Source organism: Methanofastidiosum sp., assembly GCA_013178285.1.
In the GTDB taxonomy this organism is placed as follows: domain Archaea; phylum Methanobacteriota_B; class Thermococci; order Methanofastidiosales; family Methanofastidiosaceae; genus Methanofastidiosum.
The window spans coordinates 1-13,434 of the sequence record JABLXD010000041.1 but is presented as its reverse complement, the minus strand read 5'-3'; the positions used below and the strand labels follow the sequence as shown (position 1 = coordinate 13,434).

At 36.1% G+C, this 13,434-nt stretch carries 13 protein-coding genes; 9 read left to right on the top strand and 4 right to left on the bottom strand.

The window, feature by feature from the left end; translation table 11 throughout:
- Positions 1-288: 288 nt before the first annotated feature.
- From HPY60_10215 to HPY60_10185, 7 genes are all read left to right on the top strand, one after another.
- On the top strand, positions 289-1,422 hold the full coding sequence (locus HPY60_10215) for a glycosyltransferase family 4 protein (GenBank protein NPV51551.1): 1,134 nt from the start codon (positions 289-291) through the stop codon (positions 1,420-1,422).
- A complete protein-coding gene (locus HPY60_10210) occupies positions 1,419-2,423 on the top strand; it encodes a glycosyltransferase family 4 protein (protein NPV51550.1) in 1,005 nt (334 codons plus the stop codon). The genes HPY60_10215 and HPY60_10210 overlap by 4 nt, the downstream gene beginning before the upstream one ends.
- Positions 2,404-3,087, top strand: a complete 684-nt coding sequence (locus HPY60_10205; GenBank protein ID NPV51549.1) for a thymidylate kinase — start codon at positions 2,404-2,406, stop codon at positions 3,085-3,087. The genes HPY60_10210 and HPY60_10205 overlap by 20 nt, the downstream gene beginning before the upstream one ends.
- A gap of 1 nt (position 3,088) precedes the next feature.
- Positions 3,089-4,552: a hypothetical protein gene (locus HPY60_10200; protein NPV51548.1), complete on the top strand. Its 1,464-nt coding sequence runs from the start codon at positions 3,089-3,091 to the stop codon at positions 4,550-4,552.
- A gap of 63 nt (positions 4,553-4,615) precedes the next feature.
- The gene (locus HPY60_10195; protein ID NPV51547.1) at positions 4,616-5,764 is read left to right on the top strand and encodes a glycosyltransferase family 4 protein; all 1,149 of its coding nucleotides are present in this window, start codon (positions 4,616-4,618) and stop codon (positions 5,762-5,764) included.
- A 24-nt stretch (positions 5,765-5,788) separates the two neighbouring features.
- The gene (locus HPY60_10190; protein NPV51546.1) at positions 5,789-6,322 is read left to right on the top strand and encodes a hypothetical protein; all 534 of its coding nucleotides are present in this window, start codon (positions 5,789-5,791) and stop codon (positions 6,320-6,322) included.
- Between the two features lie 8 nt (positions 6,323-6,330).
- Positions 6,331-6,648, top strand: coding sequence for a hypothetical protein (locus HPY60_10185; protein NPV51545.1), 318 nt, complete (start codon positions 6,331-6,333; stop codon positions 6,646-6,648).
- A gap of 353 nt (positions 6,649-7,001) precedes the next feature.
- Here HPY60_10185 and HPY60_10180 read toward each other — a convergent pair whose 3' ends face one another.
- Positions 7,002-7,154 (bottom strand): hypothetical protein, encoded by a 153-nt coding sequence (locus HPY60_10180; GenBank protein ID NPV51544.1) that lies wholly within the window; start codon positions 7,152-7,154, stop codon positions 7,002-7,004.
- Between the two features lie 166 nt (positions 7,155-7,320).
- On the opposite strand from HPY60_10180, the gene HPY60_10175 reads away from it, so the two are divergent.
- Together HPY60_10175 and HPY60_10170 are read left to right on the top strand one after the other, a co-directional pair.
- Positions 7,321-9,114: a DUF2206 domain-containing protein gene (locus HPY60_10175; GenBank protein ID NPV51543.1), complete on the top strand. Its 1,794-nt coding sequence runs from the start codon at positions 7,321-7,323 to the stop codon at positions 9,112-9,114.
- A 60-nt stretch (positions 9,115-9,174) separates the two neighbouring features.
- Positions 9,175-10,275, top strand: coding sequence for a glycosyltransferase family 4 protein (locus tag HPY60_10170; protein NPV51542.1), 1,101 nt, complete (start codon positions 9,175-9,177; stop codon positions 10,273-10,275).
- 6 nt (positions 10,276-10,281) lie between these two features.
- Here HPY60_10170 and HPY60_10165 read toward each other — a convergent pair whose 3' ends face one another.
- From HPY60_10165 to HPY60_10155, 3 genes are all read right to left on the bottom strand, one after another.
- On the bottom strand, positions 10,282-10,980 hold the full coding sequence (locus tag HPY60_10165) for a class I SAM-dependent methyltransferase (GenBank protein ID NPV51541.1): 699 nt from the start codon (positions 10,978-10,980) through the stop codon (positions 10,282-10,284).
- A gap of 1,026 nt (positions 10,981-12,006) precedes the next feature.
- Positions 12,007-12,951, bottom strand: a complete 945-nt coding sequence (locus tag HPY60_10160) for a glycosyltransferase family 2 protein (protein ID NPV51540.1) — start codon at positions 12,949-12,951, stop codon at positions 12,007-12,009.
- Positions 12,948-13,434: UDP-galactopyranose mutase (locus HPY60_10155; protein NPV51539.1), on the bottom strand; the 487-nt coding region annotated here is incomplete at its 5' end. The genes HPY60_10160 and HPY60_10155, both read right to left, overlap by 4 nt.

Below are 13,434 nucleotides of genomic sequence, written 5' to 3'. Positions count from 1 at the left end.
GTTTGTAGATTATGCAGAAAGCGGAAGTAGACATGCAGCTCGTGTAAGAGCTTACACGGTTCCAGAAGTCAAAAAAATTCTAACTTCAATAGGGTTTAACATAGTTGAGATATCTGCAAATCATGACATTCATGTGTTAGGCGAGAAGAAATCACCATGAATTTTCATCCATTAAATGGATAGGTGGTTTAGAAGAAGTAGTCTTTTCAACAGACTATTCAAAAAATTTAGTTGGTCAAGAATCTGCAAAAAAATTAGTTTCAGTTTAGAATTCCGTAGTGATCTATGATGAAAGCGCTAATAGTAACACCTTACTTTCCACCACGAAAAGGAGGACTAGAAAATTATGCATATAATATTTCTAAAATATTATCAGAAAAAGGCCATGATATAACCATATTTTCATCTGGAAACACTAAAGAATCATATAATTTCAAGGTAATAAGAGTTAATAATAAAATTTCTATTTCAAACACTCCGCTTGATTTCGTATTACCTAAACTTTCAAAATTAGTGAAAGAAGAAGATTTTGATCTTATAAATGCTCATATGCCAGTACCATTCTATGCTGACATGGCCGCTATAGCAGCCAGAAGGAATAATATACCATTTATTTTGACATATCACAATGACGTTGTTAAAGAGGGCCTCCTATTGGGATTATTGGCTTCCTCTTACAATAAAAGTTTACTCCAGTTTACTCTCAGATCAGCTGATAGAATAATAACACCATCACCCTACGTATACAATGAATCACCACTGATAAAAAATTTCGCCGATAAAACGGCTCTAATCCCACCTGGAGTTGATCCAGAAAAATACAAGCCTGGCGAGGGCCATGTGAAAAAGAGATATAACTTATCCTCTGATTCCAAGATCATACTGTTTGTTGGGGCAATGAACCGTGGACACTCCCATAAAGGTGTTGATATTCTGCTAAAGGCTTTCAGCAAAATTAAAATGGAAAATGTTTACCTTTTCCTGGCAGGTACTGGGGACATGATACCCGAGTATAAGAAATTGGCACAGAATCTTGGAATAAGTGAAAGGGTCGTTTTCACAGGGTTTATAGATGAAGAATCTCTTATTGACCTTTACAGGGGATCCTACATGTTAATCCTGCCAACACTGACCCCTGCAGAGGGCTTCGGGATGGTCTTAATAGAGGCCAATGCATGTGGGACACCTGTTATAGGCTCAAAAATAGGTGGCATAAAATATGTTATAAAAGATGGCAAAACAGGCCTGCTTGTACCGCCGGGAGATCCAGAAGCCCTTGCAAAGGCCATGCAAAGATTATTGGAAGATGATGAACTCACCAAGAAAATGGGATCCAAGGGTAAAAAAATGGTTGAAAAAAATTATACATGGGATAAGTCAGTTAAATTGACTGCAAGGGTTTTTGAGGAGGTTATTTTGTGAAGGTGTGCTTGCTTGGCGAATTTGATGTGAAGCTAGATGAGGCCATGAGAAAAACGGCCCATTACCTTTATAAATGTTTATCTAGGGATCATAATGTACTCAAACTTGATCTTAGGAATATATTTTCAATTTCTTTTTGGTGGAAATTGAGAGAGTTTAGGCCTTCAGTCGTGCATTATGTTAGCGGTTCTTCGCTTCTAAGTTTTATGATATTAAAGATTATAAGCACAATTTTCAATGCTAAGTCTGTGATTTCTATAATGCGCCCGACATTTTCAAAATTGTCCTTTCAGTTTATCAGATATTTTAAACCAGATATTGTCATTGTTCAATCCCTTGAAATGGAAAAAAAATTCAAAGGTTTAAAATTTGATACGATATTTCTCCCAATTACGGGAATTGATATGAGAAAGTTTCATCCGTCCCTAAAAGAAAAGAAAAGTGTGTTAAGGAGGAATTTTGGCCTGGAGGAGGATGATTTCCTGGTTCTTCATGTAGGTTCTATAAAAGAGGGAAGAAACCTCGAATGGCTCATCAGATTACAAGAACTTGAAGGCTTACAAGTTTTAATTGTTGGTGCCCTTTCACAGGGAATCGAAGAAAAAATGTTAAATAAATTAAAAAATGCAGGGTGCATAATATGGGACAAATACTTTAGGAATATAGAATTGATATATGGTTCTGCCGACTGTTATGTTTTTCCCGTTATTTCACGAAAAAGTTTGATAGGGAAGAGTAAGGCTGATTGTATAGATATGCCACTTTCTGTGTTTGAAGCTATGGCATGCAATCTCCCAGTGGTTTCAACAAGATTTGGTGGGCTTCCACGAGTTTTTAAGGAGGGGGATGGTCTCATTTTTGCTGATGATATTGAAGATTTTATAAAAGCTGTGAAATATTTCAAGGATTTCAATAGAGAAATTAAAACCCGAAGGAAAGTTGAAATGTATTCATGGACACAGATATCAAAGAGGCTCGAAAATGTCTACAAGAAGCTCTGAGAAATTTTTGATTTCATTCAGTGGCATCGACGGGGCAGGGAAAACTACACATGCAAAATATATCAGGCAAGTGCTTAGAAAACATGGCATAGAATGTGATTATGTATATGGTAGACTAGAACCTTTCATATTAAAACCCTTCATCATGATTGGTAGAAGAATATTCCTCAAGGAAAGGGACATGTTCAAGGATTATAGAGGTTATTCCTATGGAAAAAGGAAAAAAATAAAGGATCATCCTCTTTTATTCAAAATCTATTATTTTATAATGCTCTTAGATTATCTGATACAACTATTCTTAAGGGTTAAAATCCCATCAGTTATGGGGCATAATATTGTATGTGACAGATACATTTTTGACACGGTCATAAACGATTTTGCGGTGGATATGAACTACTCAAATAAAAAGATGAAAAAAGAAATCGAAAAGTTTTTCCGTTTCTTCCCAAAACCAACATTATCATTCTTTATAGATGTCCCAGTGGATATAGCATTCAAAAGGAAAAATGACATACCATCATTGAAATACTTGGAAGAAAGGGCCATGAGGTATAGGTTCATAGCCTCCGAATATGATATGATAATAGTAGATGGTAGCAAAGATCTAGAAAAAATAAAACGCTTTATCAAGAAAAAAGTCTCTGAAAGTGTGGTGAGAGAATAAAATGAAAGTGATGATGATAGGGATTGACGGTCTAGACAATGGATTATTATCCAGCTTCGAAAAATACCTCCCAAATTTCAGAAAATTAAAAGAAGGGTCTCCAAATGTTAAACTATCCTCTGTATTTCCACCGGATTCGCCTACAGCATGGGCTTCAATCTACACAGGTAAAAATCCAGCAGAACACGGTTTTGTTTTTTTCAAAGACCCCTTTGAACCCATAAAAGACTCCGAGGATTTAGTGGATGATCTTCCTGGAACCACATTTTGGGATGTTGCAGGAAAAATAGGCAAAAAGGTTTGTATAATTTTCCCAAAAATGGCCTATCCCGTATGGCCAGTTAATGGGGTTATGGTCAGCCGGACAACAGAAGCAGAGGACATAAAAAAAGATATAAAAAATTTTAACATACAAACATACCCAAAAGAACTCTGGGAGGAATATGATTTTGAGGGTTTGAAACCACCATCATCACCCTTGAAACGTGAAGACATAATAGAAGCTACCAAAGAGGTTATCTTAAATGAGATTAGACTAGCATCAAAGCTTTGCCGCGATATAAACTGGGATCTCTATTTTTATTATTCCTCTGCACTTGACAAAATACAACATCTATTCTGGATGTACCATGATAAAAATGATCCATATTATAAAAAGGATAACCCTTATGAAGATGTGGTTTTTGAATTTTATAGGTTCTATGATAAACATGTAATAGGAAAATTTCTCCAATTAGCTGATCCAAAAACAGCTTTCATCGTGTTAAGCGATCATGGACATGGCATGAGACCCCCAAGGGTCGTTAACATAAATGAAATCTTAAAAAGAAATGGTCTACTCAAACCAAAAATAGGGGATAGTAGGATCTCTAAAGGTTTACTGATGGATCTGATAAGGAAAAATGTCATCAAGGCTATGAATCGTTACCGATTCGTTGAAAAACTTGCCTCAGATTTCATAGAAATCTTTCCCCAGGGTAAAAATTTTTATGTTAAAAGCATCCCCATAGATAAAAATGATAGTTTAGCATATTTATCAGACTTGGCTAGGGGCATCAAGGAATACCCCTATGCCGGGATTAAAATAAATAAAAACCAGATAAACGATTCATCCTATGAAAACCTAAGAGATGAGATCATCACACTCTTACAATCAATAAAAGACCCCATCAAGTCAAAAAACTTGATTGAATGGGTCTGTAAAAGAGAAGAAATCTATGAAGGTAAATATATAAAAAAATACCCTGACATCCTCTTCAAGTTAGAAGATGAATGGGGGGCTGGCTGGGACATAAACGTCTCCATATTCACCGAAAGCAAAAGCCACGCAATCCAACCAGGAAGCCATAAAGCTGAAACACCTGTTTTTCTGATTAAAAACCATGGGAAAACAAAGATAAATAAACAGATAACACTTATGGACATATCCCAAATCACCCTAAAACTACTACATGAAAAGTCCTAAAAAACCTATGGAGTGGTCACAATTAAAATATGCCTTATCTGCACCATTTACCCACCCGCAACAATGGGGGGAGGTTCAATTGTCGCTGAAAAAATCGCCAAAAGCCTATTGAAAAGAGGACATGAAGTTTTTGTAATAACAACAAGCGACGATAAAACCCCCCAAGAACTTACAGTAGGTGGTGTTGAAACTTATAGGCTCCCCTTGAATCTATACTTTCTCCCAGAATTCCATTCACAAAACACCATAAAAAGAACATTATGGCACCTAATAGACCTCTTCAATATAAACGCCTACAAAAAAATTAAAAAAATCCTAAAAAAAGAGACCCCAGACATAGTCCATATACACAATTATAGGGGCCTATCACCATTATCATTTAAAGTTGTAAAGGATCTTAACTTGTCTATGGTTTTCACAGCACATGATTATTCACCGATATGCGTAAGAACCAGCTTACTTAACGGGGAAGGTCAAATATGTGAGGATAAAAATCTACCTTGCAGATTTTATAATTGGATCCAAAAAATCGTCATAGATGGTAAACCTGATGTTGTAACGGCACCATCAAGGTTCGTGCTTGAAAAACTTGAATCAGAGTGCCTTTTCCAAGACACAGAAAAGATGATATTGCCTAATCCTATCACCCCAAAAAAGGATAGAACGAAAAAAGCTTATGATACAATTGATATCCTATTTGTCGGGTCACTATCAAAACATAAAGGTCCAGATATTTTAATTAAAAGTTTTAAAAAAATCAGCAAAAGTAATCTTAGGTTACACATTGTCGGGAAAGGGCCATTAGAACAAGAACTGAGAAGACTTGCAGGGGATGACCCGAGAATCAGGTTTCACGGCTTCCTGAGGGGTGAGGAACTGGAAAATATGTACAGAATGGCCAATTTAACGGTTCTTCCATCAATATGGTATGATAATTCCCCCATGGTGATATATGAGAGCTTCTCTAATTCAACACCTGTCCTTGCAAGCAGGATCGGTGGAATACCTGAACTCGTCATTGATGGTTACAATGGGTTCCTCTTTGAGCCGGGAGACGTCGAGGGGCTTTCCAGTTTAATAGAAAAAATTTCAAGGGATCCCTCTATCCTGGCCGAACTTGAAAGGGGGGCCTACGACTCCTGCAAATCATATGACATTGATGAGGTAATAAAGAGACTTGAGGACATTTACAGGGAACTTAAAGGTCCTTAGACATATAATTTCGATGTAAATATAATGGACGTGAAGTTGGGGTTCAGAATGAGGCGGGATATCCTTTATTTAATATTGTTAATGTTCATCATGGATATAGCAATCTTCATGGACATTCCTATTCTGAGACAGAGCTTGCCCTTCATATTCTTTTCAACGATTCCAGGATATCTCCTTGTGAAAATAATGAACCTTGACCTTAAATTACTTGAGAAATCTTTACTCTCAGTTGGTTTAAGCCTCGCAATGCTTATATTCACGGGCCTGGTGATTAACACAGCATATCCAATTATAAAGAGGCCAGTATCCCTTCTTCCCATGGTCATATCTCTCAATCTCCTCACTGCAATTCTTCTAATTGTATATTATCTTCGCCATCTCCCTGGAGGGAAAGCTGTGCTCAACATTAAGGATGCCATATCTGCACCCACAGTTTTCTCCTTTCTTTTTTCCGGTTTTAACGGCTATCGGTTCATACTTTATGAACACATACTTGGTGAACACGGTTTTACTCGGCGTCCTCCTCACCTGCTCTACATAATGGTTCTGACGTTCTGAGGGATAGGTTGGATAATTCTACATATCCTGCTGCCCTGTTCAATATTGGTCTCTCGCTCCTGATAATGAATGGGCTTCCCTCAAGTTACCTCATAGGGAGAGATATTCACACAGAATATTTTCTCTTTAGAAGTGTCCTGATAAATGGGCACTGGAGTACCTTCGGTGCAATAAATAATGCATACAATGCCTGTCTGAGCGTTACGATACTCCCAGCTATCTATAAACTGATTCTGAATGTTCCAGCAGTTTACATCTTCAAATTCTACAATATTAAAGAGATAGTTTGTTTTTATTGCTCCTATAAAATAATACCTATAAACTAATATACACCAAAGATAAATAAGGTGAATGATTAGATATCACTCCCATTTCCGATTATGAGATGAAGTAACAATGGAAACATATTGATTGTCGATAATGCAACGTTTGCAAATGACCTCCTAGACTTTATGATAAAGTGCTACGAAAAGAGATAGTAAGGATGCACTCATGAAATGAATATTCTTGTTGAAAAAGAGTGATAGATTAAATTAAAACGAGATTTTTTTAGATGTAGAGGAGACGAAGCCATGAATATTTTTAAAATGAATGATTGGGAAATGAAGAATTTTTTAAAGATGGTATTAAGCATTCAGCTGGTATTTTTGGGTTTAATATACTTGGATATTATAGGTTTTCATATTCCTCTCATAAGGGCGCTCATAGGTTTTGTGTACCTTACATTCATACCGGGTGTTCTTATTCTTAGAATCTTGAAACTGCATGATCTTGGTAGCACCGAAACGCTCTTATATTCTGTCGGTTTGAGTATTTCAGCTTTAATGTTCATAGGATTTTTTATGAACTTAATTTTACCTGTTTTCGGTATTTCAAGGCCACTCTCGTTGACTTATTTAATTATTATGATAAGTGTGGTTGTATCGATTTTATGTTTCCTGAGCTATATAAGAGATAGGAATTTTTCTGATACTTGCTTTATTAAATTCAGGGACTTTATGACACCAGAAACGCTATTTTTGTGTAGTGTACCTTTTTTAGCAATTTTAGGGACTCATATAATGAATTTTTACAATGAAAACATTCTTCTATTGCTTTTAATTGTTTTAATTGCGACAGTAGTATTTTTAGTAATTTTTGACAAAATTATGGAAAATTTGTATCCCTTTGCTGTTTTTATAATTTCAATTTCCCTTTTATATCATACAGCATTAATTTCAAATTATATATGGGGCTGGGATATACAGATTGAATATTACTTTGCTAATCTAGTATTAAAGAACTCTTTATGGGATATGGGGATTTATCATTCTTATAATAGTGTATTGAGTGTTGTTGTGCTTTCTCCTATTTATGCCAAAATAACTGGCATGGATCTCAGATGGGTTTATAAAATAATTTATCCTCTTTTGTATTCTATGGTACCCTTGGGATTATATTCGCTGTTTCAAAGGCAAACTAGCAATAAAATTGCATTTTTATCAGTTTTTTTCTTTATGTCTTTTGCCACATTTTATACTGAAGTGCTAGCCATCTGTAGACAACAGATAGCGGAATTGTTTTTTGTCCTCATTATAATTTTAATGGTCAATAAGAATATGGAAAAAATAAAAAGGTCGGTTCTGTCCATCATCTTTGCTTTTTCCCTGGCAGTATCCCACTATGGACTTTCTTACATCTTTATGTTCTCTCTTATTATTGTTTGGTTTATAACATTCTCCATGGACAATTTGGGGGCGCATAAATTAATCAATAGATTCTATTCTAAATTAAAGGATGAAAATGGAATACCTAATTTAGGTTCATTTAAAAAAGGAAACGTCGCCATAACTTCAGGTTTTGTTTTGCTGTTCATTGCATTCACCCTGACATGGTATATTTATATTTCAGGTTCCGCTAACCTTAATGCCATAATAAAAATTGGCAACAATATTGTAAATAGCATTTTCACAGACTTTTTAGATCCTAAAAATGTCGAAGCTTTGAGACTGGCACTAAATGAGGGGCGACCCACTTTACTGAGTCAACTACACAGAGTCATTCAGTATACCAATCAAATGTTTATTGTAATTGGAGTCCTTTTTGTTTTAATATGTAAAAGAATGAAATTTGAAAGAACATATACTGTATTTTCCGCTCTAAACTTGATTATATTATTTTTATGTATAACAGTTCCCTTCCTGTCAAGTTCACTTAACATGACACGGATGTATCATATAACACTCTTTTTTCTGGCGCCATTTTGTATACTTGGCGGACATGTAATTTTCAGAAGAGTATCATACTGGACCACAAAACGGAGGACTATAGAATTCGATAAAAAGAGCATGAAAAAATCACTGAGAGTATTATCTGTCTATTTTGTCATATTTTTCTTTCTCCAAACGGGTTTTGTTTACCAATTGGTAGAAGGTTATTCAGGTTCCTTTGCATTGAACAATACCAAAGATTATCCAGTTTTTAACGAAAAGGAAATTTTGTGTGCTAACTGGTCAGTTAGAATGACTGAAAACAGAACAATCTTTGCTGATGAATATGGAGAACTGTTATTGTATAGTCTTAGAATAGATAATCTTAGAATTTTTCCATATGACACTATAGAAATCCCAGGGGACTCCTATTTGTATTTTAGGACATTGAATATGAAAATGGGTGGAGTGATATCCTTCAAATTTATAGGTGCCGGCTGGAAAAAAAGGAAGATAGTGAAATTAACCGAGCTTGTAGACGATAAGAATAAAATTTATGATAATGGTGGTGCACAACTTTATTATTATGACATAGGGCAATGATTTTTGAAATTTAATCCAGATGCTCTTTCAAAAGCAAAATAGGTTAAATAAGGTGATACAATGAAAATTTTAAGTGTTGTTCTTGGAATTCCTCCTAAGAATTCTGCGCAATGGTTACGAATAAAAAAGCAGATGGATATTTTATCCACATTGGGTAATGACGTTGAAATATGTTTTTACGCTAGAGAAGGAAAAAATTTACAGTTTAATCCCCCCTTTGAATATTCACTAATTAACGTTTCTCCTGTGAATGTACATTTTAAGCATTTTCTCAAAGTATTAGATAATAACTATAATTTAGTATTCTGCAATCTTAGCAAAACTTCATTTATTTCTTCCCTCTCTAAAATTAAGGGTGTCCCACTTATCTTAGATAACCATGGAGATTCCGTCAGTGAAAGGCAATTATTATTTAACCCTGGAATACTAGAAAGTCTTTATCATAAAGTACTTTCTTTTTTGAGTTTCCGACTTTCAGACAGAATAATTTGTGTTTCCACTTCAATGATTAAAGATCTAAAAGAACGGGGTATCCCAGAAGAAAAGTTATATTATGTCACTAACGCAACTGATCTAGATTTTTTCAAGCCATTGGAGAAGGATGAAATAAACGAAACAAAAATGAATCTTGGTTTGACAGATAAATTAACCTTTGGATACATTGGTTCTGGTGAAAGATGGCAGGGTTTGGATAACCTTATTAAAGCGAGTAAAATTATGGAAGACAATGATATTTTCTTCTTATTTGCGGGTTTTTCAAAAAATGAAAAAAGAACATATAACTCTTTATTTTTACCAAGAGTGCCACGTGAAGAAGTTAAATTCTATTATGGGGTCTGTGATGTCCTGGTGTTACCAAGGCCTTATCACAAGGCAACAGAAGTGGCGGCCCCAACTAAATTTGCTGAATATGCTGCTATGGGTAAGCCGATCTTAACAACAAATGTTGGTGACGCTGCAGGTTTAGTAAGAAAATATAATTGTGGGATTGTTGTTGATGATAATAGTCCTAAAAATCTTCTTATGGGTATAAGGAAATTCAAGTCACTTCCAAAAAGAGAACTCCTAGAGATGGGTGAAAATTCTAGGAAAATGGCTGAAAAAGAATTTAGTATGGAGAAAATGAAACAGGATCTCAAAAAAGTAATAGAATCTCTATAAGATCCCTTAGATTTTTCTGCACTTGAAATACCATCCACTTACTAATATTGAGGGTAGTTTATCTGCAAGTTTACAATCAAATTTTTGAAGTGGGTCGAATCGGCCAAATAATAAAAAAGAGATAAAATCTGAATGTTGAATTTCAAGGATTTTGAATCCGCACAGTTCGAGTAAATGAGAAATATCTGATAATGTGAATGTTTGAATGTGATCCGATGCTTTTATTGAAAAAATTTTGGAAATAACTTTATTTCTAAAATGGTCAAAAATTAGGGAATATGGTCCCAAACCATTTGGGACTGTTACAATCAAAAGTCCATTCTTTTTTAACACACTATGAATAGAACTTAAAGCTCTTTGCGGATCTTTTAGATGTTCTAAGACTTCAGAACAGATCACAAAATCAAATTTTTCCTTTAAGGTCATTTTCTCAGCATCTACAACAAAAAATTGGGGATTATAATCTTTGACACGCTTAGAGTTTGCCACTTTGATATTATCAGGGGATATGTCAATTCCAACCATCTTATATCCAAGATACGAGAGAGGGATGGTCACATCTCCTTTGCCACAACCCACGTCCAAGCCTTTAATTTCAGATCTCTCATAATCCTCAAAAAATTCTCTAATGGAATTTATAATAAAATCAAGTTTTTTAAGCGCGACAATTTGTGTATATCCAGTGTAATTTACATATGTTCTCATATCAATCACTAATAAATAATTCTTGCTTGATGTTTCTGTATCAAAATATATAAACTAATATAATATGTTTATGTAAAGGAGAGGTGAAATATTTTGAAGGAGAAATGGAAAATTAGCATTCTTAACGCTGGTTGTGTATAGATCCGCTCTATTCATTTTTAAAAGAACATGATAATTTAATGCAACATAGTTGCATTGCCTTAGAGCGATTGGCGTGTTTTGTTAAATAAATTAACTCAACTTCTTGCTTTCGTAGAAGAAGATGGGCTATCGAGACGACTTTTCATGCTATCTTAAATCAGCAAAATATGATGCTACTTGGATATGAAATGAGTGAACTTGGATACGCTGTAATGGAGGCAGTTTACCTTTCAATTCCTATAGCAAAGTCCAAAGGAGAATTCGAGGAATTAAATGATGGAGTACACGGCATAATAGAAAAAAACGAGGAATAAATTGTTCAAAAACTTGTAAAAACGGCGGAAACCCTCCATATATCCATGAAGAGTGTGAAAAACCTTAAAAAAATACATTATAGAAACTAGAAGTCCCAGAAAAGTCGCTGAAAAATGGCAAAAGTTTTTTCATGATCAAAAGTTAGCTTATTTTTGTTAAAATTTTAAGAGCCTGTGGCATTTTTAGATTAAAGTATATTGTAATAGCACAGGTATTCATCCTGTTAGGTCACAGAAGTATGTTAACCACGGTCTTATGCCCTAAAGGCCATGTGCTATACTAAGACAGGGGCGTTCATGGTACATTTACGGTTTGATGATGACAAATACCACCTCATAGCAACATCTAGTATCATGAAGAATGTCCTGGCAATGTACTTCAGCCAGTACGCCAGGAGGATACACATAAACGTCCAGCTAAGGAAATATAAACTCTTAGATCAGCAGATAAGGATTCCTCAAATCCCCAGTTCTTGATATTGATTCCTGCAGCAACTTAGTGCTCTTTACACCAATATATGGCATTAGATTGCATATCTCACGATTTCATATCATTAAGATCATCTGAACATTAAAATTCACCGGGAGGCATGGTTTTACCCATTTTAAACAGATATCCATCCCTAAAGGCTTTTAGGATGTATTTCATATTTCTTGGATTTTTCTTGGCAAAGTGGAGCGTATTTATAAGGAGTGTTATTAATGGTCTTAAATATTTTACAGAGGCGTTTTCACCATATTTTCTATCTAAATATATAATGTTCCGGATATAATAATACGTTTTCCAGTTGAAAGTATCTTCTACAACCATCTTCTTGATTAACTGGGCATCAGAGACCATGTATAATGGTCCATATTTCTGTAGACGAATAGCATAATCTGTGTCATCTCCAATGATAAAAAAATCCCTATCAGGAAAGCCCACCTTGCTGATGGCATCTCTTTTAATGAGCGGCCCCTCAAATGATATGGCCGAGACAGGAAAGTATCTCCTTTTAAGGTCATCCGCCGTTACGACGTCATATGTAAAACGTTTGAGGAGATTTTTGAAATCAAATTTTTTTGTCTCTAAATTAAAGAAGGATCCCTTAAAGTATCTCGTTGGAACAAGAGCCGATTTATTCTCTTTTATCTCGTCATCTACTTCAAGGAGCACTTGGAGAGTATCATCTTTGGGTTCAACATCATCGTCCATCAGCCAGATCCAGTCGTATCCGTCATTGTAGGCCCTTTTAACGCCCTCGTGGAATCCCCCCGCTCCTCCGGTGTTTTCGGGTAGTCTTATATGTATTATTTTCACTTTTTCCTGGTTGCCGGGGGTTTCCAGGGTCAGTGTTCCTCCCTGGGGGCTGGGGGTGTATCCCATCCTGTGGAGGAGTTCAGGTGTTCCATCCGTTGATGCGTTGTCTATGATGTATATTGCCTGGAGGGGTCTTGTCTGCCTCAGGAGTGCTTCAAGGCACTCCATGAGGAGTTCCTTACGGTTGTAGGTCACAACCACCGCGGCAACCCTCATCTGATATCCTCCTCAAACACCTCAAGGGCCCTCTTCACGATATCATCCATATCATAGTAGCGGTACTCTGCGAGCCGGCCGATCAGTGTGAGGTTCTCAATCTCCCCTGCAAGTTCCAGGTACCCCTCATACATCCCCCTGGATTCCCCTGTGAATACAGGGTAGTAGGGGTCGTTCCCCTCATCATGGCTGCAGGGGTACTCCCTCAGTATAACAGTCCCATCGGACCTTACAGGGTGGAGGTGCTTGAACTCGGTTATCCTCGTGAAGTCATAATCGTTGGGGTAGTTCACGGTGGCGGCCTCCTGGAACCACTCCACATCCAGTCCCTCAAATTGGAGGTCAAGTGAACGGTAGGGGAGCCTTCCATGGGCGTAGCTGAAGAGTTCATCTATTTTACCGGTGAATATGACCCTCCCCTGGAATTCATCCCCCAGGAAGAAGAATTTACCATCCCTTAACTCCAGGACCTCACTGTGCCGG

What these genes read in the sequence shown, in the direction of transcription:
- HPY60_10215 (NPV51551.1), top strand. Translation starts at nt 289, where the DNA reads ATGAAAGCGCTAATAGTAACACCTTACTTTCCACCACGAAAAGGAGGA.
- HPY60_10205 (NPV51549.1), top strand. Translation starts at nt 2,404, where the DNA reads ATGTCTACAAGAAGCTCTGAGAAATTTTTGATTTCATTCAGTGGCATC.
- HPY60_10200 (NPV51548.1), top strand. Translation starts at nt 3,089, where the DNA reads ATGAAAGTGATGATGATAGGGATTGACGGTCTAGACAATGGATTATTA.
- HPY60_10195 (NPV51547.1), top strand. Translation starts at nt 4,616, where the DNA reads ATGGGGGGAGGTTCAATTGTCGCTGAAAAAATCGCCAAAAGCCTATTG.
- HPY60_10190 (NPV51546.1), top strand. Translation starts at nt 5,789, where the DNA reads ATGGACGTGAAGTTGGGGTTCAGAATGAGGCGGGATATCCTTTATTTA.
- HPY60_10180 (NPV51544.1), bottom strand. Translation starts at nt 7,154, where the DNA reads ATGAACATTAAAGCTGAAATACTCAAACCGACAGAATATAAGAGCGTT.
- HPY60_10175 (NPV51543.1), top strand. Translation starts at nt 7,321, where the DNA reads ATGACACCAGAAACGCTATTTTTGTGTAGTGTACCTTTTTTAGCAATT.
- HPY60_10170 (NPV51542.1), top strand. Translation starts at nt 9,175, where the DNA reads ATGAAAATTTTAAGTGTTGTTCTTGGAATTCCTCCTAAGAATTCTGCG.
- HPY60_10165 (NPV51541.1), bottom strand. Translation starts at nt 10,980, where the DNA reads ATGAGAACATATGTAAATTACACTGGATATACACAAATTGTCGCGCTT.
- HPY60_10160 (NPV51540.1), bottom strand. Translation starts at nt 12,951, where the DNA reads ATGAGGGTTGCCGCGGTGGTTGTGACCTACAACCGTAAGGAACTCCTC.